Annotated in this window: 20 protein-coding genes; 13 read left to right on the plus strand and 7 right to left on the minus strand. The window is 65.4% G+C overall.

Annotation, left to right across the window (positions count from 1 at the left end; all coding sequences use genetic code 11):
• Positions 1-32: 32 nt before the first annotated feature.
• The 5 genes from LG047_RS06220 to LG047_RS06240 form a co-directional block, all read right to left on the minus strand.
• The gene (locus tag LG047_RS06220) at positions 33-362 is read right to left on the minus strand and encodes an integration host factor subunit alpha (RefSeq protein ID WP_036289057.1); all 330 of its coding nucleotides are present in this window, start codon (positions 360-362) and stop codon (positions 33-35) included.
• Between the two features lie 258 nt (positions 363-620).
• Positions 621-1,445, minus strand: a complete 825-nt coding sequence (locus LG047_RS06225; RefSeq protein ID WP_036285891.1) for a carbon-nitrogen hydrolase family protein — start codon at positions 1,443-1,445, stop codon at positions 621-623.
• A gap of 91 nt (positions 1,446-1,536) precedes the next feature.
• The gene (locus LG047_RS06230; protein WP_227965967.1) at positions 1,537-2,166 is read right to left on the minus strand and encodes a TetR/AcrR family transcriptional regulator; all 630 of its coding nucleotides are present in this window, start codon (positions 2,164-2,166) and stop codon (positions 1,537-1,539) included.
• Positions 2,163-5,291 carry an efflux RND transporter permease subunit gene (locus LG047_RS06235; RefSeq protein WP_227965968.1) on the minus strand — a complete coding sequence of 1,043 codons (3,129 nt, stop codon included), beginning with the start codon at positions 5,289-5,291 and terminating at the stop codon, positions 2,163-2,165. Before LG047_RS06235 ends, LG047_RS06230 begins: the two co-directional genes overlap by 4 nt.
• 13 nt (positions 5,292-5,304) lie before the next feature.
• Complete coding sequence (locus LG047_RS06240; RefSeq protein ID WP_227965969.1) at positions 5,305-6,402, minus strand: efflux RND transporter periplasmic adaptor subunit; 1,098 nt, start codon at positions 6,400-6,402, stop codon at positions 5,305-5,307.
• Between the two features lie 353 nt (positions 6,403-6,755).
• Here LG047_RS06240 and dnaK point away from each other — a divergent pair, with 353 nt between their 5' ends.
• From dnaK to pyrF, 6 genes are all read left to right on the plus strand, one after another.
• Positions 6,756-8,651, plus strand: coding sequence for a molecular chaperone DnaK (dnaK, locus tag LG047_RS06245; RefSeq protein WP_227965970.1), 1,896 nt, complete (start codon positions 6,756-6,758; stop codon positions 8,649-8,651).
• Positions 8,652-8,771: 120 nt separating this feature from the next.
• On the plus strand, positions 8,772-9,062 hold the full coding sequence (locus tag LG047_RS06250; protein WP_036285883.1) for a nucleotidyltransferase family protein: 291 nt from the start codon (positions 8,772-8,774) through the stop codon (positions 9,060-9,062).
• Entirely contained in the window at positions 9,059-9,436 is a 378-nt protein-coding gene (locus LG047_RS06255) for a DUF86 domain-containing protein (protein ID WP_227965971.1), read from the plus strand. The genes LG047_RS06250 and LG047_RS06255 overlap by 4 nt, the downstream gene beginning before the upstream one ends.
• 18 nt (positions 9,437-9,454) lie before the next feature.
• The gene (gene dnaJ / locus LG047_RS06260) at positions 9,455-10,573 is read left to right on the plus strand and encodes a molecular chaperone DnaJ (RefSeq protein WP_227965972.1); all 1,119 of its coding nucleotides are present in this window, start codon (positions 9,455-9,457) and stop codon (positions 10,571-10,573) included.
• 79 nt (positions 10,574-10,652) lie between these two features.
• A complete protein-coding gene (locus LG047_RS06265) occupies positions 10,653-11,270 on the plus strand; it encodes a class I SAM-dependent methyltransferase (protein ID WP_036285877.1) in 618 nt (205 codons plus the stop codon).
• Entirely contained in the window at positions 11,267-11,956 is a 690-nt protein-coding gene (pyrF, locus tag LG047_RS06270) for an orotidine-5'-phosphate decarboxylase (protein ID WP_227965973.1), read from the plus strand. Before LG047_RS06265 ends, pyrF begins: the two co-directional genes overlap by 4 nt.
• A 7-nt stretch (positions 11,957-11,963) precedes the next feature.
• Here the strand turns inward: pyrF and LG047_RS06275 are convergent, their stop codons facing one another.
• A complete protein-coding gene (locus LG047_RS06275; RefSeq protein WP_227965974.1) occupies positions 11,964-12,461 on the minus strand; it encodes a hypothetical protein in 498 nt (165 codons plus the stop codon).
• A 135-nt stretch (positions 12,462-12,596) separates the two neighbouring features.
• Here LG047_RS06275 and LG047_RS06280 point away from each other — a divergent pair, with 135 nt between their 5' ends.
• From LG047_RS06280 to hpnE, 5 genes are all read left to right on the plus strand, one after another.
• Positions 12,597-12,815: a ChaB family protein gene (locus tag LG047_RS06280; protein ID WP_036289051.1), complete on the plus strand. Its 219-nt coding sequence runs from the start codon at positions 12,597-12,599 to the stop codon at positions 12,813-12,815.
• A gap of 98 nt (positions 12,816-12,913) precedes the next feature.
• Positions 12,914-14,086, plus strand: coding sequence for a glycosyltransferase (locus LG047_RS06285; protein ID WP_227965975.1), 1,173 nt, complete (start codon positions 12,914-12,916; stop codon positions 14,084-14,086).
• 83 nt (positions 14,087-14,169) lie between these two features.
• Positions 14,170-15,048 (plus strand): squalene synthase HpnC, encoded by an 879-nt coding sequence (hpnC, locus tag LG047_RS06290; RefSeq protein WP_036285871.1) that lies wholly within the window; start codon positions 14,170-14,172, stop codon positions 15,046-15,048.
• Complete coding sequence (gene hpnD / locus LG047_RS06295) at positions 15,045-15,908, plus strand: presqualene diphosphate synthase HpnD (RefSeq protein WP_192815610.1); 864 nt, start codon at positions 15,045-15,047, stop codon at positions 15,906-15,908. Before hpnC ends, hpnD begins: the two co-directional genes overlap by 4 nt.
• A complete protein-coding gene (gene hpnE, locus LG047_RS06300) occupies positions 15,905-17,152 on the plus strand; it encodes a hydroxysqualene dehydroxylase HpnE (protein ID WP_227965976.1) in 1,248 nt (415 codons plus the stop codon). Before hpnD ends, hpnE begins: the two co-directional genes overlap by 4 nt.
• Before the next feature lie 7 nt (positions 17,153-17,159).
• On the opposite strand, the gene LG047_RS06305 is transcribed toward hpnE, so the two are convergent.
• The gene (locus tag LG047_RS06305; RefSeq protein WP_227965977.1) at positions 17,160-17,912 is read right to left on the minus strand and encodes a hypothetical protein; all 753 of its coding nucleotides are present in this window, start codon (positions 17,910-17,912) and stop codon (positions 17,160-17,162) included.
• Positions 17,913-18,099: 187 nt separating this feature from the next.
• Here LG047_RS06305 and LG047_RS06310 point away from each other — a divergent pair, with 187 nt between their 5' ends.
• Both LG047_RS06310 and shc read left to right on the plus strand, forming a co-directional pair.
• Positions 18,100-18,420 carry a helix-turn-helix domain-containing protein gene (locus tag LG047_RS06310; protein ID WP_036285865.1) on the plus strand — a complete coding sequence of 107 codons (321 nt, stop codon included), beginning with the start codon at positions 18,100-18,102 and terminating at the stop codon, positions 18,418-18,420.
• 34 nt (positions 18,421-18,454) lie between these two features.
• Positions 18,455-20,428: a squalene--hopene cyclase gene (gene shc / locus LG047_RS06315; protein ID WP_227965978.1), complete on the plus strand. Its 1,974-nt coding sequence runs from the start codon at positions 18,455-18,457 to the stop codon at positions 20,426-20,428.
• The last annotated feature ends 19 nt before the right edge of the window (positions 20,429-20,447 follow it).

The raw sequence follows: 20,447 nt of genomic DNA on the forward strand, positions 1-20,447 counted from the left end.
GGCCAGGACCGCGCGTGACAGCGTAAGAGGACTCAATCTTCCTCGGGAATGGGGTCGCCGTTGACATGCGCGACGAGTACTGGCGACGCCTTGAAGGTCAATACGCGACGGGGCGTGATGGTCGCCTCCACGCCTGTCTTGGGGTTGCGGCCAACGCGCTCGCGCTTGGACCGGACGTTGAAAGTGCCGAAGGATCGCAATTTTACGGATTCGCCGCGCAAGAGGGCGTCGCTGATTTCCTCGAAAGTCGCGTCGAGGATCTTGCGCGCCTCGGCGCGGGACAGCGACGGGCAGCAGCCATAGACGGCTTCCCGCAACGCGGCGCGTGTCAACGTGCTTCCGGGAGCGTTCTTTCTTACCATGCCTGACGGACGCAACATGCTGGACTCGTCGCCGGTCGACTGAATGGCTCGTGCACTCGCGCCCCCAAGCTCCCGAACGATGACGACAACGTGAAAAAACTGCACAAGCAAATGCTTGGGCACCACATAGTATCCATAATTCATAGAGATGCAAGGCCAAGCCGGTCCGCTCGCGACGAGCTCGGGCTTATAATTCGCCGCGGAAAACACCCGGCCCCGCCGCGAAGCGATGTCGCGGCGGCGCGGCCGGACGGCGGCTCAAACCGCAAGTTTTACCTTGTGTTGCGCGACAGGGATCATCGCGCGGACTTTCCTGATACGTTCTATGTCAACGTATGAGGAGACGAGGCCCGGCCCCTCCGACGCCTTAGCGACGACATGGCCCCAAGGATCGGCGATCAGGGAATTGCCGTAGGTGAACCGTGTTTCGTGCCCCGCCCTGTGAGCGCCAGTCTGCGCGGGCGCGCAGAGATAGGCCTGCATCTCGATCGCGCGGGCGCGGCACAGAACTTCCCAGTGATCCTTGCCGGTGACGAGCGTGAAGGCCGCCGGCAGCGCGACAATGTCCGCGCCCTTATCCGCGAGCGCCTGGAAAAGATAGGAGAAGCGCAGATCGTAGCAGATGGCGCAGCCGACCGTGACCCCCTCGACGTCATAGGTCACGACCTCGTCGCCAGCCTTGAAGGCGGCGCTCTCGTGATACTTCGCGCCATCGGGCGCAGTGATGTCGAACATATGGATCTTGCGGTAGCGCGCGACCTCCTTGCCCTCCCGGTTGAAGGCGACGCTGGTGTTGTGCAGGCGCTCCTCGCCCGGGATCTTCTCGAGGATGGAGCCTGCGTGGATGAACACCTTGTGCTCGCGCGCAAGCTTGCTGCACATCTCGTAGGCCGGCCCGCCCGGCAACTCCTCGGCCGCCGCCATTTTCTCGGCCCGCGAGCCGCCGATGAAGTCGAAGACCTCCGGCAGACAGATCCAGTCCGGCTTCTCCTGCGCGACGGCCTGCTCGATGAGCTTGCTGGCGTTGGCGAGATTGACGGCCTTGTCGCCGATCGAATTCATCTGAACCAGTGTGACCTTCATTGACCGCTCTGCTTCCTTACCTTCCGCCGTTCATCGGCCTGTCATACTACACAAGCGAGGCGGTCGGCGTATAGCCCAATCCTCCAGGCGGCTATTTGCCGGGGGAGGGAGCGGCCCATCCCACGCGCAATGCTGCAATGCAGAAATCGATCATCTGCGCGCTCGTCGGCTTGGGGCGGTCGGCGCATTCCACCATCAGGCGCGGGTGGCAGAAGCGGATGCAGGCTACATGCACGAGGCGCGCTGCGAGATGCGCGTCGCCGGCCGCGAACTCCCCGCTCGCCATGCCGGAGGCGACCACGGATTCGATAATCGAATCGATCCGCTCGATATGGTCCGAGATGATCGGCCAGTTTTCGATGAGCGCCGCCTCGACCATGTCGTGAATCTTGCGGTCGGCGACATAGCGCTCGGCGTTCATCGACTCATTGGCTACGATGAGCGCGCGCAGGCGCTCGGCGGCCGAACCCGGCCCCTTCGCGATCCGCTCCGCCGCCGCCTCCACCTCGCCCATCAGATGGCTCGCGACGGCGGCGTTGATCTCGGACTTGGCGCTGAAGAAGCGATAGACGTTCGCCGGCGACATGCGCAAATCGCGCGCAATGTCGGCGACCGTCGTTTTCTGGAAGCCGATCTCGCGAAAAAGGCGCTCGGCCGTGGCGATAATCCTTGCGCGCTGCTCGGCTTCGCGGGCGTTCGACGCATCTGCAACCAATGTCATTCCGCCGCCTCCCCCGCAAGCCTCGACGCCGAGAGCGCAACAGTGCGCGACGGCGAAACGGCGATGCCCTCATTAAGATGCCGCCGGAACCATGTCGCGTAAAGCGCGGGCAGAAAAAGCACGGTGAGGAAAGTCGCGACGAAGAGTCCACCCATGATCGTCAGCGCCATCGGCCCCCAGAAGGCGGAACGCGACAGCGGAATCATGGCGAGAATCGCTGCGAGCGCGGTTAGCGCGACAGGACGCGCGCGCCGCACCGTCGCGCCGATGATCGCTTCGCGGTAACTGTCGCCGCGCTCGAGATCCTGACGGACCTGATCGACGAGAATGATCGAATTGCGCATGTCCATGCCGGAAAGCGCGAACAGCCCGAGCAGCGCGACGAAGCCGAAGGGCGCGTGCGCGACATTGAGCGCGAGCGACGCGCCGATGATTCCGAGCGGCGCGCTCATCATGACGAGCGCAACGCGCGTGAAGTTCTGCAACTGGAACATCACGATTGTCAGCATGGCCAGGCCGACGAGCGGGAAGACGGCGAAGATAGAAGTGTTGCCCTTTGCAGACTCCTCGACGCCGCCGCCCATCTCGATCCGGTAGCCTTGCGGAAGATGGTCGCGAATTTCGGCGAGCTTCGGCCAGATGCGATTCGAGACGTCCGGCGCCTGCACGCCGTCCTTCACGCCGGCGCGCACGGTGATCATCATGTTGCGATTGCGTCGCCAGATGATCGGCTCCTCGTGTTCATAGGAGATCTTCGCGACCTGCGAGACGGTGACAGGCTTGCCGTCGCGCGAATAGACGACGATGTCGCCGAGCCGGCCGAGGTCGCCGCGCTCCTCCGGAACCGAACGGGCGACCACGTCGATCTGGTCGATGCCGTCGCGCAACGTCGTGACGGTCACGCCCGAAATCGCCATGCGCAGCCGGTTCGACACATCCTGCGGCGTCACGCCGAGGAGTCGCGCGCGATCCTGATCGATCACGAGCCGCACGCTCGGTGTCTGCTCGTTCCAGGAAAGATGCGGATCGTCGACGCCTTCGTCCTCACGCATCACGTCGCGCACCTGATAGGCGATGGCGCGCACTTTCTGCGGATCGTCGCCGACGACGCGAAACTGCACGGCGAATCCGACCGGCGGGCCATAGGTGAAACGGTCGACGCGGGCGCGCGCCTGCGGCACGGCGCCATTTGCAATGGCCGTTTCGAGTTTTTTCTTCAGCCTTTCGCGCGCTTCAATGTCCTTCGCGACGATGACGATTTCCGAATAGGCCTCGTTCGGCAATTGCGGATTGAGGCCGAGCCAGAAGCGCGGCGGCCCCTGACCCACATAGGTCGTATAAAGCGCGGCGTCCGGGTCGTCCTTGATGAGCGCCTCGGCCTGTTTCGCCGCCTCGAGCGAGGCGCCGATCGACGAGCCTTCGGGCAGGCGCAGCTGGAAGAAGAGTTCGAGACGTTCGGCGTAAGGGAAGAACTGCTTCTGCACGAAGAAGAAGCCGACGATCGCGAGCGCAAAGACGCCGATCGTTCCGCCGATGACCTGCAGGCGGTTGTCGACGGCCCATGTGATGACCGCGCGCAGCCGTCGATAGAAGGGCGTCTGATATATCTCGTCGGGGTCGTGGTGCGGATGCAGCTTGCCGAAGTCGGGCAAGAGCTTCACGCCGAGATAGGGCGTGAATGTCACCGCGACGAACCAGGAGGCGATGAGCGCGATCAGCAGCACCCAGAACATCGAGCCCGTATATTCGCCCACCGCCGAGTTCGCGAAGCCCACCGGCAGAAAGCCGGCCGCCGTGATGAGCGTGCCGGTGAGCATCGGAAATGCCGTCGACTCCCAGGCGAAGGTCGCCGCCTTTATGCGGTTGAACCCCTGCTCCATCTTCACCATCATCATTTCGACGGCGATGATGGCGTCGTCGACGAGAAGGCCGAGCGCAATGATCAGCGCGCCGAGCGAAATGCGCTGCAGATCGATGCCCATCATGTTCATTGCGATGAAGACGATGGCGAGCACCACGGGCACGGAAAGGGCGACGACGATTCCGGTGCGGAAACCCAGCGACACGAAACTGACGCCGAGCACGATGACCAGCGCCTCGATGAAGGAGCGCGTGAATTCGCTGATCGCCTCGTCGACGACCTTCGGCTGATCGGCGATCTGTTCAATATCGATGCCGATCGGAACCTTGGCGCGGATTTCCTCGACCGCCGCGTCGACGTTTTTTCCGAAGTTCAGGACATTGCCGCCCTTGGCCATGACGGCGCCGACCACCATCGCGGGCTGCCCCTTGTATCGGGCGAGCATCGTCGGCGGATCCTCGAAACCGGCGTAAACCCGGGCAATGTCACCGAGCCGGATCACCTTGCCGTTCGCGGGGATCGGAATTGCGGCGATCGCATTCGCGCCTTTGAGCTCCTCCGTCACCAGCACGCGCACGCGATTGGCGGGGGTTTCGAAAACGCCGGCGTCGTTGATCGCGTTCTGCTTGGAAAGGGAATCGAAGATCGCCTGCGGCTCGACGCCGAGATTGGCGATCTTCGCCTCGCTGAACTCGACATAGATGCGGCGCATCTGCTCGCCGACGATATCGACCTTCACGGCGTCCGGCACCTCGAGCAGCCGCTGGCGAAGTACTTCGACGACCTGATCAAGCTGGTGATAGTCCGCGCCGTCGCCGCTCACCGCATACATGACGGTGTCGACGTCGCCATATTCGTCATTGACCGCCGGGCCGTGCACGCCCGCCGGCAGATAAGGCTGGATGTCACTAAGCTTCTTGCGCAGCTGATAAAAGAGCTGGGGCACTTCCCTGGGCGGCGTGAAATCCTTCAACGTCACCTGCATCGCCAGAAAGCCGGGCTTCGTATAGGTCTCGATCTTGTCGAGATAGGGGAGGCTCTGGATTTTCTTTTCCATCAGGTCCGCGACCTGGTCGCGCACCTCCTCCGCCGTCGCGCCGGGCCAGGTCGCGGTAATATTGGCGACCTTGATGGTGAAGGACGGGTCTTCCGCACGCCCGAGGCGCCAATAGGAAACCGCCCCCGCCGCGCTGATCGCCAGCATCAGGAAGAGCATGAGCGTCGGCCGCGCGACGGCCCATTTCGACAGGTTGAAGCCGCCCATCCGCAAGGCCTCCCTAGTGCGCTTTCGCAGCCATGACGCGGACCTTGCGGCCGGCCTCGAGCTTGTGGACGCCGAGAATGACGATCTGGTCGCCCTCGTTGACGGGGCCGGTGACGAGAGCCGCATCGGCCTCGTAGCGCACGAGCTTCACGGGGACGAGTTGCAGGCGGTCGTCGGCGTCGACCCGCCACAGGGCCGGACCGTCGCCCTGATTGAAGAGCGCCGCGAGCGGCACGCTCAGCATCGGCTCCGCGCCCGGCGCGGCGATGGCGAGCGTCGCGCTCATTCCAATGGAGATCGCCGGATCGGGATCGAGGATCGAGTAGCGCGCGGCGAAGGTGCGCGTGGCCGCATCCGCGGAGGGGCTCAACTCACGCAGCCTCGCCTTGTAGGTCTTGCCCTTGTTGGACCAGAGCGTCAGCGTCGCCGCGCCCTTGTCTGCAAAGGACGTGAAATCCTCCGGCAGCGAAACGGCCGCCTCCAGTTCGCCGGCGCGGGCGACGCGAATCGCGGTCTGGCCCGCGGACACGACTTGGCCCGGCTCGATGAGGGTCTGCGTCACGACGCCGTCGCCGTCGGCGCGCAGTGTCGCGTAGTCCAGCGAATTGCGCGAGAGTTCGACGGCGCGCTGCGCGCGCTGGAAGCGGCCGCGCGCTTCCTCGGCCGCCGCGCGAACGCGGTCGACAGCGGCTTGCGCCGTCCAGCCGTTCTTGCGCAGGGCGAGCGTGCGCTTTTCGTCGCCCTCCGCCTGCGTCAGCGCCATTTTCGCCGATGAAAATTCAGCTTCGGACTGTTCTTTCTGCAGCCGGAGGTCCTTCTCGTCGAGCAGCGCGAGCGGATCGCCCGCCTTCACCCGCTGGCCGACCTGAACGAGGCGCTTCACCACCTTGCCGGCGACGCGAAAGCCGTGGTCCGATTCGACCCGCGGCCGGATCGTCGCAACGAAGTCGCGCACCTGGGACTGCGCAGCGAAGCGCGCCGGCGCGACGAGCACAGGCCGCTCCGGCGGCGCCTCGGCCGATTGCGCCGGACGCCTGTCGCAGCCGGCGAGCAGCAGCGCGGCGGTGACGCACGCAACCACAGTCAGGGATCGAGAAAAGCTGAGTGCCATATTGCCGCCGCCTGAGTAGCGCCATCTTCACGGCTGGAGCGTGACAGCGCCGTTGTAATGACGTATGTCGTCTGACGAAATTCAATATTTATCACTCGTCACACAGGGTCAAGCCCCCGGAGGAATCATTCCGCCCCGCCGGGCCTTTCGGTCGGCTTCGTCGACCCCGGGCGCTTGTCGTGAAGGAATCTGTCTTCTATATGCGGCTTGCCCTTGCGGCTGGCTGGGGCGCACACAATCTTGGGAACAGCAAAGCGTCGAGGATCGCGCGGCGGGCTCATGGCGAGCCGCTGTCTTCGGCGTTTCAAGGGACCGCTTCGGGGTCCAAAATTCGCGAGCGAAAGGAAGACAATATGGCCAAAATTATCGGCATCGACCTTGGCACGACCAATTCCTGCGTGGCCGTCATGGACGGGTCGAACCCGAAAGTAATTGAAAACGCGGAAGGCGCCCGCACGACGCCCTCGATCGTCGCCTTCACGGACGACGGAGAGCGTCTCGTCGGCCAGCCGGCGAAACGTCAGGCGGTGACGAACCCCGACAAGACCTTCTTCGCCATCAAGCGCCTGATCGGCCGCACCTTCGAAGATCCGATGACCAAGAAGGACATCGGTCTCGTCCCCTATAAAATCGTCAAGGCCAACAATGGCGACGCCTGGGTCGAGGCGGCGGGCAAGCAGTATTCGCCCTCGCAGATTTCGGCCTTCATCCTCCAGAAGATGAAGGAGACGGCGGAGGCTTATCTCGGTTCGACCGTTACGCAGGCCGTCATCACGGTTCCCGCATATTTCAACGACGCCCAGCGTCAGGCGACCAAGGACGCCGGCAAGATCGCGGGCCTCGAGGTTCTGCGCATCATCAACGAGCCGACGGCGGCCGCCCTCGCCTACGGCCTGGACAAGAAGCAGTCCGGCACCATCGCGGTCTATGACCTCGGCGGCGGCACCTTCGACGTGTCGATTCTCGAAATCGGCGACGGCGTCTTCGAGGTGAAGTCGACCAACGGCGACACCTTCCTCGGCGGCGAGGACTTCGACAACCGGATCGTCGAATATCTGGCGGCCGAGTTCAAGAAGGAGCAGGGCATCGACCTGACCAAGGACAAGCTCGCCCTGCAGCGCCTGAAGGAAGCGGCGGAAAAGGCCAAGATCGAACTTTCGTCCGCGACGCAGACGGAGATCAACCTGCCCTATATCACCGCCGACGCCACGGGTCCGAAGCATCTGACCCTGAAGCTGACGCGCGCCAAGTTCGAGGCGCTGGTCGACGATCTGATCCAGCGCACGGTCGAGCCCTGCCGCAAGGCGCTCAAGGACGCGGGCCTTTCCGCGGCCGAGATCGGCGAGGTGGTTCTCGTCGGCGGCATGACCCGCATGCCGAAGGTGCAGGAGGTCGTGAAGCAGTTTTTCGGCAAGGAGCCGCACAAGGGCGTCAACCCGGATGAAGTCGTCGCCATCGGCGCGGCGGTCCAGGCGGGCGTTCTGCAGGGCGACGTGAAGGATGTGCTGCTGCTCGACGTGACCCCGCTGTCGCTGGGCATCGAGACGCTCGGCGGCGTGTTCACCCGCCTCATCGACCGCAACACGACGATCCCGACCAAGAAGAGCCAGGTGTTCTCGACGGCCGAAGACAACCAGACCGCCGTCACCATCCGGGTTTTCCAGGGCGAGCGCGAGATGGCGGCCGACAACAAGCTGCTCGGACAGTTCGACCTCGTCGGCATCCCGCCGGCGCCGCGCGGCATGCCGCAGGTGGAAGTGACCTTCGACATCGACGCCAACGGCATCGTGAACGTCACGGCGAAGGACAAGGCCACCAACAAGGAGCAGCAGATCCGCATCCAGGCCTCGGGCGGTCTGTCGGACGCCGACATCGACAAGATGGTCAAGGACGCGGAGGCGCACGCCGCAGAGGACAAGGTCCGTCGCGAGCTGGTCGACGCCAAGAACCACGCGGAAGCGTCGATTCACGCGGCCGAGAAGTCGGTCGCCGAATTCGGCGACAAGGTCTCCGCCGCCGACAAGAGCGCGATCGAAGCGGCCATCGCGTCGCTGAAGACGGCGGTCGAAGGCGGCGACGTCGAGACCATCAAGGCCAAGACCAACGAACTGGCCCAGGCCTCGATGAAGCTCGGCGAGGCGATGTACAAGGCCCAGCAGGCCGACGCCTCCGGCGCCGGCGCAACCGAGGCCCCCAAGGACGACGTGATCGACGCGGAGTTCAAGGACGTCGGCGACGACAAGAAGTAAGCGGCGCTGGGGGATGGATTTGACTGTCCCGATGCGCTAGCGAAACGGGAACCCGGCGTGAGAGCGCCGGGTTTCCTTGCGTTTTCGACGGCTTGTTTCAAGTCACGGAAAGGCCCTCAGATGAAACCCTCCGCGGCCCTTGAAAGAAACCGGGAAGCCATACGCGCGGCCGTGAGCCGTTGCCGGGCGGCCAACCCGCGTGTCTTTGGGTCGGTCTCGAGGGGCGAAGATCGTGAAGGAAGCGACATCGACATCCTTGTCGACGCGCTGCCGGGAGCGACACTGCTCGATCTCGGCGGCCTGCAGATGGACCTGCAGGACATCCTCGGAGTTCGGGTCGACCTTCTCACCCCGGAAGAAATACCGCGCCAGATCCGCGCCAAGGTGGTCTCCGAGGCGGTCCCGATATGAGACGCGACAGGAATCTTCTGCACATCGACCGGATGCTGGAAGCCGCCCGCCTGGCGGCGTCCTATGTCGAGGGCATGGACGAACGCGATTTTCTGACGGACACGAGAACGCAGCAAGCGGTCGCCATGAACCTGATCATAATTGGCGAGGCCGTTGCGAGGCTCCTGAAGGACGACCCGACATTCGCGGAGGCCCATCCTGATCTTCCCTGGAGACAGATGACGGGAATGCGGAACAGGATCGCACATGGCTATTTCGATCTGAACATGCGAGTTGTCTGGGAAACAACGCGCGCCTGCGTTCCCGAACTCGTTTCCCGGCTTCCTTCTGTCCGGGCCGCCACGGTGGGCGCGGACGACCAACAACATTCCTGACGAGCGACTTCCTTCCTGATGTCAAAGCGCGACTATTACGAGATCCTCGGCGTCTCGAAGACAGCCACCGAAGTCGAGATGAAGATCGCCTTCCGCAAGGCGGCGATGCAGTGCCATCCCGACCGTCACCCCGGCGATCAGGAGGCGGAGGCGCGGTTCAAGGAACTGAACGAGGCCTATCAATGCCTCTGCGATCCGCAGAAGCGCGCCGCCTATGACCGCTTCGGCCATGCCGCCTTCGAACAGGGCGGCGGCATGGGCGGATTTGGGGCCGAGGGCTTCGGCGCATCCATGGCTGATATTTTCGAGGATCTGTTCGGCGACGTGATGGGTCGGCGCGGCCGCTCCGGCGGGCGCGAGCGCGGCTCGGACCTGCGCTACAACATGGAAATCACTCTGGACGAGGCCTATCAGGGCAAGGCCGCCTCGCTCAAGATCCCGACCTCCGTCACCTGCGACGCCTGCACCGGCACGGGCGCGAAAAAGGGCTCCAAGCCCAAGAGCTGCATGACCTGCGCCGGCCATGGCCGCGTGCGCGCGCAGCAGGGCTTCTTCTCCATCGAGCGCACCTGCCCGTCCTGCCATGGCCGCGGCGAGACCATCGACAACCCCTGCCCGGGTTGCGCCGGCACGGGCCGCAAGACTGTGGAGCGGTCGCTCTCCGTCAATGTGCCGCCCGGCGTCGAGGACGGCACGCGCATCCGTCTCGCCGGCGAGGGCGAGGCCGGCCTGCGCGGCGGGCCGCCCGGCGACCTTTACATTTTCCTCTCGGTGAAACCCCACCCCTTCTTTCAGCGCGACGGGGCCGACCTCTATTGCCGCGTGCCGATCTCCATGGTGCGCGCGGCGCTGGGCGGCGAAATCGCCGTCCATGCGCTGGACGGGTCCGAGGTGAAACTCAAGGTGCCCGAGGGCACGCAGTCCGGCAGGCAGATCAAGGCCAAGGGCAAGGGCATGCCCGTCCTGCGCGGACGCGACCATGGCGACCTGCACGTGCAGATCAGCGTCGAAACGCCGCAAAAGCTCACCAAACGCCAGAAGGAGCTTCTGCAGGAATTCGAGAAGGAGTCCTCGCAGGAGACTCACCCCGAGGAGCATGGCTTCTTCGCGCGCATGAAAGATTTGTTTGGCGGCTGACCGGCTTTCCGCTTATACGGCGCCGGGCGGGCCGCCGGCGCCGCGACAGTAACCTCGCAGAAAAAGGGCTCTCTTCGCCGTGCCGAACAAACAGCAGAAAAGCTCGCTCGCCGACAATGCCCGCTTCATCAAGCAGTGGATCGAGAATCCGCGCCTGATCGGGGCTGTTTCGCCCTCGGGACCCGCCTTGGCCAGGACCATGGCGAGCTTTGTCGATCTCGACCGCGAGGGGCCGATCGTGGAGCTCGGACCCGGCACCGGCCCCGTGACCAAAGCGCTCCTCGCGCGCGGCATCGAGCCGGAGCGGCTGGTGCTCGTCGAATATGAAGGGCGTTTTTGCCACATGCTGGAGGAGCGTTACCCCGGCGTGAAGATCATCCAGGGCGACGCCTATGGCCTGAAGGCAACGCTCGACGGCAAGATCGACGGCCGAGTTGCGACCGTCGTCTCCAGCCTGCCGCTGCTCGTGCGGCCGGAGCGCGACCGCGTCGAGCTGCTGCACCAGGCCTTCGAGCTGATGGGCGACGACGGCCTCTTCATCCAGTTCACCTACGGCCTGACCAAATCGCCGATGCCGCTCCACGCCCACAGCGTCAAGGGCTCCTATGTCGGCAAGGGCTCGGCGCCGATCCTGCTCAACGTCCCGCCGGCGCGCGTCTGGCGTTACCGCAAGGCCGGCCACGGCGGCCGGCCGTGACGGCGGACGCACGCGACCGCCTCATCGTCGCCCTCGACGTCGAAAGCGTCGAGGCGGCGCGCGCGCTCATCGCGCAACTCGGCGATGCGGTCTCCTTCTACAAGATCGGCATGGAGCTGGCCTATGGCGGCGGGCTCGACCTCGCGCGTGAGCTGAAGGACGCGGGCAAGCGCGTCTTCATCGACCTGAAACTCCACGACATCGGCGCGACGGTGGAGCGCGCGACGCGGCAGATCGCCCGCATGGGGATGGATTTCCTCACGATCCACGCCTATCCGCAGACCATGGCTGCGGCCCGCGCCGGCGCCGGCGACCTCAGGCTCCTCGCCGTGACCGTGATGACTTCCTATGACGACGCCGATCTGAAGGAGGCGGGTTACGCCCTTGGCGTCGCGGAGCTCGTGGCGCGCCGGGCGGCGCAGGCGAAGGCTGCGGGAATCGATGGCCTCATTCTTTCGCCGCTGGAGCTTTCGACGATCCGCCCCATCGTCGGGCCGCAGGTGCTGCTCGTCACACCCGGCGTACGCCCGGCCGGCGCCGACGCCGGCGACCAGAAGCGCATCCTCACCCCGGCGCAGGCGATCGCCGCGTCGGCGAACCATCTCGTCGTCGGCCGCCCGATCACCCGCGCCGCCGACCCGCGCGCGGCCGCGCAGGCGATCGTGGTGGAGATTGCGGGCGCTTAATCCCGCGTCATTTGAAAAGCGCCGCATAGAACGACAGCGCCGCCGTCTGCGCCATCGCCGCCCCGCAGGCGTATATCTTCACCTGCGTGACCTTTTGAACGAAGGCGACGGCGGCGGCGTCGATCGTCTCCGGCGTCAGCAGAAAGCGCGCAAGCGTCAAATCCTCCGTCGCGTCGGCCATCATGAAGACGATGGGCAGAATAACGACCGCCCACTGCAGCGCGCCCGGCCATTGCGCCGCCCCTGCGGCCAGCAGCGACCCGAGCGAGAGAAAGCAACCGAGACACAGCAGAAAGAGGAGATCGAATCCGAGCAGGATCGGGAAGGCGTAAGCCCTTGCGGCCTCCGGATTGGCGCTGATCCATGACGCGAGCGTCTCGGCGGAAAATGCGTTGCCGCGCTCGAGAAACCGGAGCTCGACCTCAGTCGAGCCTTTGGCGAACATTCCGGGAAGAAAACTGACGAGAGAGGCGGCCGCGCCGAAGAAAATTGTCCAATAGATCATGGCGATCCTCCGCATTTCACGGGTGGCCCGGCCTTCGTCGCCGATAAAAATCGTTCTGGGCAAATGACGATCAACGACCCATCATACTTGCCGCCGGCGGGCGCCACAACGACGAGCCGACCCACGAGCGAAGCCATGCCCTACGCCAGCAACGCCGATCTCCCGGAGAATCTCCAGCGGCTTCTGCCCGAGCATGCGCAGGACATTTTTCGCGAGGCCTTCAACCACGCCTATGCGGCGCATGAAGGCGATCCCCGGCGGGAGGAGGCCGCGCATCGCATCGCCTGGGCGGCGGTGAAGCGGAGCTATGCGAAGACCGCCGGCGGCTGGCGGCGTCGGGACGAGCCGGCGTGAACGAGGCTGTCGCGCTCTGGCCAAGCGACCGCGCCGGATGGTAAAAGCCGACGGCCGCCGTAATGCGATTCGTGCGCCGCTCGACCGACCGAACGCCCATGATTTCAACGCTGATCGCCCTCGCCGCGCTCGCCGCCGGACTTTACCTCATCGCCTTCCACGGCGGTTTCTGGCGGCTGACGGAACATGACCGACGCTTCGCCCCCGCGGATGCGACGATTCCGCCTGGAACCCGCGTCGTCGCCATCGTCCCCGCGCGCGACGAGGCCGACGTCATCGCGACGAGCCTGCGTTCGCTGCTGCGCCAGGACTTTCCCGGCCGTTTCGACATCGTCCTCGTCGACGACGAGAGCGCCGACGGCACCGCCGACGTCGCGCGCGCCTGCGCGGCGGCCGAGGGCGGCGCCGACCGTCTGACGGTTCTGTCGTCGCGCGGCCCCGACAGAGGCTGGACCGGCAAGCTCGCCGCGATGCATCGCGGTTTCGATCACGTCCTCGCCTTGCCCGAGCAGCCCGATTTCGTATTGTTCTGCGACGCGGACATCGCATTCGAGCCGCCTGTGCTCGCCCGTCTCGTCGCCGGCGCCATGGCGCGGGGAACCGTGCTCTCCTCGCTCATGGTCAAGCTCCGCTGCGAGAGTCGCGTCGAACGCTGGTTCGTCCCCGCCTTCATCTTCTTCTTCCAGAAGCTCTATCCCTTCACCCGGGTGAACGACCCGAGAAGCAAGGTCGCCGGCGCCGCCGGCGGCGTCATGCTGGTGCGGCCCGAGGCTCTCGCCCGCGCCGGCGGCCTCGCCGCCATCCGCGATGCGCTGATCGACGACTGCGCGCTCGGCGCGCTTATGAAGACGCAGGGCCCGATCTGGCTCGGGCTCACCGACGACGTGTTCAGTCTGCGCACCTATCCAAGCTTTGCCGATATCGAGCGGATGGTGACACGCTCGGCCTATGCGCAGCTCGACTATTCGCCGTTTCAACTCCTTGGCGCCATGGCGGGAATGGGCGTCGTCTATCTCGCCCCGCCGGTGCTGACGATCTTCGGCGAGTCCCCGGCCCGGGAGATGACGCTCGTCGCCTGGCTCATCATGGCGCAGGCCTATATGCCCTCCCTGCGGTTTTATGGCCTGTCGCGAATGCACGCCTTTGCTTTGCCTGCGGTCGCGGCGTGCTATACGTGGTTTACCGCCCTGTCGGCCTGGCGGCACCTCCGGGGCCGCGGCGGCGAATGGAAAGGCCGGTACCAGGCGCGCCAGGAGCAGCCCACCCCCTAGCGGGGCCCGGTCCGGCGCAGACATTGAAGCAAAGACGGAAAGCGCTTTTTGCGTCTCCGCCATATCGAGGCATCAACGGCGTCATGATCGACATCGCCGACACAGGCTCGGGCAAGACCCACCGCGACGAGAATTTCCCCGTCGCGTCGGTCCTTATCGCGCCGCGCTTTCGCGCCCCGATCATGGCCTTCTATAACTTCGTGCGCGCGGCCGACGACATCTCGGATCATCCCACGCTCACGCCGCAGGAAAAGCTGGACCTGCTCGATCGCCTCGACGCGGCGCTGATGGGATCCGGCCCGGACGAACCCGTCGCGGCGCGCCTCCGCGAAACCTGCGTCGAGCGCCGCCTCGACCGCCAGCACGCCCGCGACCTCATCATCGCCTTCAAGCGCGACGTCGACTATCTCCGCTACCGCGACTGGGACGACCTCATCTTCTACTGCCGCTATTCGGCCATGCCGGTCGGGCGTTTCGTGCTCGACGTCCATGGGGAGAACGCCGGCCGCACCTGGGCGGCGAATGACGCGCTCTGCGCGGCGTTGCAGGTGATCAATCATCTTCAGGACTGCGGCAAGGACTATCGCGACCTCGATCGCGTCTATCTCACGCAGGAGTCGCTCGCGGCCCATGGCGCGGAAGTGGAGATGCTGGGCGAAGCCCGCGCGCCCGCGCCCCTGCTTGCGACGATCCGGGACCTCAACGAAAAGACCGCCGGACTACTCGACCAGTCGCGCCCCTTCGCCGATCTCATCGACGACGTCCGGCTTGCGATGGAAGTCGGCGCCATTCAGGCGCTCGCCGAAAAGCTCGTCGCGCGGCTGCGCGTCGCCGATCCGCTGAGCGAGAATGTGCATGCCGATAAATTCGGCTTCGCCCTCGCCGGAACGCAGGGCGCCGTCGCGGCGCTGATTCGTCGCTTCTCGCGCCCGCGCCGGGCAACGGCGGACGCCGCCTCATGACCATGGACCTGACCGACACCGCCCCATTGAAGACCCGCGCGATCGCGACGAAGAGCTCTTTCTATCTCGCGATGCGCATTCTCGAGCCCGCGCGCCGCGACGCGATGTTCGCAATCTACGCCTTCTGCCGCGAGGTCGACGACATCGCCGACGACGAGGGCGATCGCGCCATGCGCCGCGCCGCGCTCGACAAGTGGCGTTACGAACTCGACGAACTCTACGCCGGCCGCATTCGTCCGGCCGCCGCCTTTCTTGCCGAGCCGGTGCGCCGGTTCAGTCTCGACCGCTCCGATTTCGAGGCCATCATCGACGGCATGCTGATGGACGTCGAGGAAGACATTCGCGCGCCCGAGTGGGAGAAGCTCGAAATCTATTGCGACCGGGTGGCGAGCGCCGTCGGCCGCCTTTCCGTTCGCGCCTTCGGGCTTGTCGACGATGGCGAAAGCGAATTGCCCACGGGGCCGAAGCTCCTCGCCCATCACCTCGGCCGCGCCCTTCAGCTCACCAACATCCTGCGCGATCTCGACGAGGACGCCGCCCGCGGGCGCCTTTATCTGCCGCGCGAGGCGCTTGCGGAAGCGGGCGTGGAAAACCTCGCGCCCCACGCCGCGCTGTCGCATCCCGCGCTCGGCGACGTCTGCGCGCCGGTCCTGCATCGCGCCCGCGAGCATTACGAACAGGCCGACCTCGTCATGGCGGGAATGCCCAAGGCCGCCGTGAAGGCGCCCTATCTCATGTCCGCCGGCTATCGCTCCATTCTGGACAGGCTCGCCACGCGCGGATTCGCGCCGCCGCGCGCGCCTGTGCACATGTCGCGGATGAAGCTCATCGGCGCCTATTTCCGTCACGCCCTCACGTGAGCGGAACGATCCACATCGTCGGCGCGGGGCTCGCCGGCCTCGCCTGCGCCGTGCGCCTTGCGGACGAAGGCCGCGACATCGCGCTTTATGAGGCCGCGCGCATGGCTGGTGGCCGTTGCCGCTCCTATTTCGACGCGACGCTCGGCCTCACGATCGACAACGGCAATCATCTGCTCCTGTCGGGCAACACGGCCGCGCGCGATTATGCGCGGCGCATCGGCGCCGGCGACGCGCTCGTCGGTCCCGACGAATGCGAGTTCGACTTTCTCGACGCGCGAAGCGGCGAGCACTGGCGGCTTCGGCCCAACGCCTCCCGCCTCCCATGGTGGATTTTCGTCAAGGACCGCCGCGTGCCCGGCACGGGGCCGCTCGACTATCTCGACGCCGCGAAGCTCCTCTTCGCCACGGGCGACGCGACCATCGGCGAGATCATGAATTGCGACGGCGCGCTTTATGAAAAGCTCTGGCGCCCGGTGATGCTTTCCGCGCTCAACACCGAGCCGCGCGACGCATCCGCCGTCCTCGCCGGCGCCGTGTTGCGCGAGACGCTGGCCGCCGGCGGCGCCGCCTGCCGGCCGCTCGTCGCCAAGGGCGGGCTCGGCCAAGCCTTCATCGAGCCGGCGCTGCGCACGCTCGCGGCGAAGGGCGTCGAACCGCATTTCGGGGCGCGCCTGCGCGAAATCACCTTCGACGACTGGCGCGCGCGCGGCCTGCGCTTTGGAGACGTGGAGATTCCGCTGCGGGAAGACGACAGCGTCGTCCTCGCCGTCCCCCCATGGATCGCGCAGGAGCTGGTTCCCGATCTCGTCGCGCCCGACGAGTTTCGCGCGATCCTCAATGTCCATTTCAAGATTGCGCCCCCGCCCGGCCAGCCGTTGCTACTCGGCATGATCGGCTCGCTGACGGAATGGCTCTTCGCCTTCGACGACCGCCTTTCCGTGACGATCAGCGGCGCCGACCGCCTGATGGACGAGCCGCGTGAGGAGCTGGCCGGGCAAATCTGGCGCGAGGTCGCCGCCGCATCCGGCCTGCCGCCGGAGTCGCCGCCGTGGCAGATCGTGAAGGAGAAGCGCGCGACCTTCGCCGCCACGCCCACTCAGGAAGCGCGCCGCCCCGGCGCGGCGACGGCCTGGACCAATCTTTTCCTCGCCGGCGACTGGACGGCGACGGGACTGCCCGCGACGATCGAGGGCTCCATCCGCTCCGGCTACAAGGCCGCGGGGCTGACGTCGCGGAGACCCTGAGCGGGCACTACGCCCGTCGCGCCAGAGACCGCAGGAAACCCTGCGCGTCGTCGCTCAGATCCTGCTCGATCGCGGGGGCCGTCTTCAGCAGCAGATTGGCGATGAAAGCCTGATCGTTGCGCGGCTCCGCGAGAGCGTCCTGCAGGGCCGGCACGCTGTCCTCGATGTGGGCGAGAAAGGCGACGCCCTTCTCCAGTGTCTCGGTCCAGCGCGCGCGGCTCCAGAGCGCCAGCGGATATGTGATCTCGTGAACGAAATTGGACTGGCGCGCCTTCTCGAAGAAGCGCAGGCCAGCGTTCCAGTTCTCCCGCGCGCGCATGGGCGGCGGCGGAATGTCGCCCGCGAGCATTTTCCTCGCCGCCTGACCGACGTGATCCTCGAGGCTCACAGGCGAATCCATCGCCGACCGGAAGCTCCAGAAGGCGACCGAGCCGGGATAGTCCTTGCCGAGGTTCTCCGTCAGCGCCGCGTCGACCCGGTCCACCGCCGCCTTGTCGCCTTTCAGCGCCGCCGTCATGCAGAAAGAGAAGACCGCGTCATTGCCGTATTTGGCCGCGACGCCGCCCTTGAGCTGCTGCGGCGTCAGTTTCGGCGTCGCTCCGTCGACGGGAGCCTGCGCGTCTGAGGCTCGCAGCGCAGTGATGAAGGCGGTGATCTCCAGCCAGCCGAGATAATTGGCGATGAAGGCTTCCGGATCGACATGGACGATCGCCAGATTGAGAGGCTGCTTTCGCCTTTGCAGTTCCGCCATGTCCGTCATGAAAGCCTCTCCGTCCGGCTCTGATCCCGCTTGTCCGACAAATCACAAAAGGCCCCTCGCCGAGCGCGAGGAGGCGGGCGCGGGACTGATTTAGCAATCGACGAGCCAGACGACGGCCTTCCTTGACGTTATAGCCAGATCACTATATTCGGGCGCCAGTCGGCGATCAGCGTCGAGCAGGAAGACGATGACCCTCAGATCCGGCCCCGTCGCGACGGACGGCGACTTTTCCAATTCGAGAGCGCCAAACGCGGAGGACCATCTCCTCAAGGCGAAGCTCGTTCGCATGATCGATGCGCTGCTGAAGGAGCGCGGCCTGAAACAGGTGGAGGCCGCCCGGCTTTTCGGCGTGAAGCAACCGGACGTCTCGAAGATGCTGCATGGCGACTTCAGGCAGTTTTCGGTCGAGAGGCTGCTGCGTTTCCTCGTCGCGCTCGGACAGGACGTGGAAATTGTCGTGAAGCCGCGACGCGACGCCGCCGAAGCCGCATCGCTACGCATCGCCTGAGCCACACACGCAGATTCACGAAAAAGGATTCACGATGACCGCAGCCGCGCGTGTTGACCACAATTTCACTCCGCTGGGCCCCGAGGCGCTGGAAAGCAGCATTCAGAACGCCAAAAAGGCGCTGCTGAATCTCGGCAAGGGCGATGGCCACTGGTGTTTCGAGCTGGAGGCCGACTGCACGATCCCGGCCGAATATGTGCTGATGCGTCATTATCGCGCCGAGACTGTCGACGCCGAACTCGAACGCAAGATCGCCGTCTATCTGCGCCGCACGCAGGGCGCGCACGGCGGCTGGCCGCTGTTTCAGGACGGCGCCTTCAACATCAGCGCGAGCGTGAAGGCTTATTATGCGCTCAAGATGATCGGCGACGATGTCGACGCGCCGCATATGGCGCGGGCGAGAGAGGCGATTCTCGCCCATGGCGGCGCGGCGACGAGCAATGTCTTCACGCGCTCGCTGCTCGCGCTCTATGGCGAAATCCCGTGGCGCGGCGTGCCGGTGATGCCCGTCGAAATCATGCTGCTGCCGAAGTGGTTTCCCTTCCACCTCGACAAGATCTCCTATTGGGGCCGCACCGTTCTCGTGCCGCTGCTCGTGCTGATGACATACAAGCCGCGCGCCAAGAACCCCAAAGGCGTGCGCATCCAGGAACTCTTCACGACGCCGCCCGAAGATGTGAAAATCTGGCCGAAGGGCGAACACCAGACATGGCCATGGGCGCATGTCTTCGGCGAGATCGACAAGCTGCTGCGCCTGATCGAACCCCATATGCCGAAGCGCTCGCGCAAATATTCGATCGAGCTCGCGGAACGCTGGACGACGGAGCGCCTCAACGGCGTCGACGGTCTCGGCGCCATCTTCCCGGCGATGGTCAATAGTCTGCTCATGTACGACGTGCTCGGCGTGCCGGAAACCGACCAGCGCGTGAAGGATGCGCGTGAGTCAATCGAGCGCCTGCTGGTCGTCAATGAAACCGAGGCCTATTGCCAGCCGTGTGTCTCGCCGGTGTGGGACACGTCGCTCGTCGCCCACGCGCTCCTCGAAACCGGCGACGAGGACGCACGCGAACGCGCCCGGGATGCCTGCGAGTGGCTCGCGCCGCTGCAGGTGCTCGACGTGAAGGGCGACTGGGCCGCGCAGCGCCCGGACCTCCGCCCCGGCGGCTGGGCGTTCCAATACGCCAACGCCTATTATCCCGACGTCGACGACACCGCCGTTGTGGCGACCGCCATGGATCGCCTGACCAGCGGAGAGGAGAAGAAGCCCTACGCCGAGCGCATCGCCCGCGCGAAGGAATGGATCGTCGGCATGCAGTCGAAGAACGGCGGCTGGGGCGCCTTCGACGCCGACAACGTCTATCACTATCTGAACCACATCCCCTTCGCCGACCACGGCGCGCTGCTCGACCCGCCGACGGTGGACGTTTCGGCGCGCTGCGTCTCCATGCTGGCGCAGCTCGGAGACACGGTGGAATCCAGCGAATGCCTGCGCCGCGGCGTCGAATATCTCATCAAGGAGCAGGAGAAGGACGGTTCTTGGTTCGGCCGCTGGGGAGCCAATTACATCTATGGCGCCTGGTCGTCGCTCTGCGCGCTCAACGCCGCCGGCCTGCCCCATGAGCACGAAGCCTATCGCCGCGCGGTGAACTGGCTCGTCTCGATTCAGAATCCCGACGGAGGCTGGGGCGAGGACCTTTCGAGCTACAAGATGGACTACAAGGGCTATGAGCAGGCCCCCTCGACCGCCTCGCAGACCGCCTGGGCGCTGCTGGCGATGATGGCCGCCGGCGACGTCGATCATCCGGCCGTGGCGCGCGGGATCGCCTATCTTCAGGCGACGCAGGCGGAGCATGGGCTGTGGAACGAGGCGCGTTTCACCGCGACGGGTTTCCCGCGCGTGTTCTACCTGCGCTACCATGGTTATGCGAAATTCTTCCCGCTCTGGGCGCTGGCGCGCTATCGCAATCTCCGGCGGGCGAACAGCAAGCTCGTGCAGGTCGGCCTCTAACGAAAGAGCCCCCGGAGGG

This window comes from Methylocystis sp. WRRC1, assembly GCF_020733155.1.
Taxonomy (GTDB): Bacteria; Pseudomonadota; Alphaproteobacteria; order Rhizobiales; family Beijerinckiaceae; genus Methylocystis.

Bases quoted from the DNA above. Each gene is read 5' to 3' on its own strand.
- LG047_RS06220 (WP_036289057.1), bottom strand. From the start codon at position 362: ATGGTAAGAAAGAACGCTCCCGGAAGCACGTTGACACGCGCCGCGTTG.
- LG047_RS06225 (WP_036285891.1), bottom strand. From the start codon at position 1,445: ATGAAGGTCACACTGGTTCAGATGAATTCGATCGGCGACAAGGCCGTC.
- LG047_RS06230 (WP_227965967.1), bottom strand. From the start codon at position 2,166: ATGACATTGGTTGCAGATGCGTCGAACGCCCGCGAAGCCGAGCAGCGC.
- LG047_RS06235 (WP_227965968.1), bottom strand. From the start codon at position 5,291: ATGGGCGGCTTCAACCTGTCGAAATGGGCCGTCGCGCGGCCGACGCTC.
- LG047_RS06240 (WP_227965969.1), bottom strand. From the start codon at position 6,402: ATGGCACTCAGCTTTTCTCGATCCCTGACTGTGGTTGCGTGCGTCACC.
- dnaK (WP_227965970.1), top strand. From the start codon at position 6,756: ATGGCCAAAATTATCGGCATCGACCTTGGCACGACCAATTCCTGCGTG.
- LG047_RS06250 (WP_036285883.1), top strand. From the start codon at position 8,772: ATGAAACCCTCCGCGGCCCTTGAAAGAAACCGGGAAGCCATACGCGCG.
- LG047_RS06255 (WP_227965971.1), top strand. From the start codon at position 9,059: ATGAGACGCGACAGGAATCTTCTGCACATCGACCGGATGCTGGAAGCC.
- dnaJ (WP_227965972.1), top strand. From the start codon at position 9,455: ATGTCAAAGCGCGACTATTACGAGATCCTCGGCGTCTCGAAGACAGCC.
- LG047_RS06275 (WP_227965974.1), bottom strand. From the start codon at position 12,461: ATGATCTATTGGACAATTTTCTTCGGCGCGGCCGCCTCTCTCGTCAGT.
- LG047_RS06280 (WP_036289051.1), top strand. From the start codon at position 12,597: ATGCCCTACGCCAGCAACGCCGATCTCCCGGAGAATCTCCAGCGGCTT.
- LG047_RS06285 (WP_227965975.1), top strand. From the start codon at position 12,914: ATGATTTCAACGCTGATCGCCCTCGCCGCGCTCGCCGCCGGACTTTAC.
- hpnC (WP_036285871.1), top strand. From the start codon at position 14,170: ATGATCGACATCGCCGACACAGGCTCGGGCAAGACCCACCGCGACGAG.
- hpnD (WP_192815610.1), top strand. From the start codon at position 15,045: ATGACCATGGACCTGACCGACACCGCCCCATTGAAGACCCGCGCGATC.
- LG047_RS06305 (WP_227965977.1), bottom strand. From the start codon at position 17,912: ATGACGGACATGGCGGAACTGCAAAGGCGAAAGCAGCCTCTCAATCTG.
- LG047_RS06310 (WP_036285865.1), top strand. From the start codon at position 18,100: ATGACCCTCAGATCCGGCCCCGTCGCGACGGACGGCGACTTTTCCAAT.
- shc (WP_227965978.1), top strand. From the start codon at position 18,455: ATGACCGCAGCCGCGCGTGTTGACCACAATTTCACTCCGCTGGGCCCC.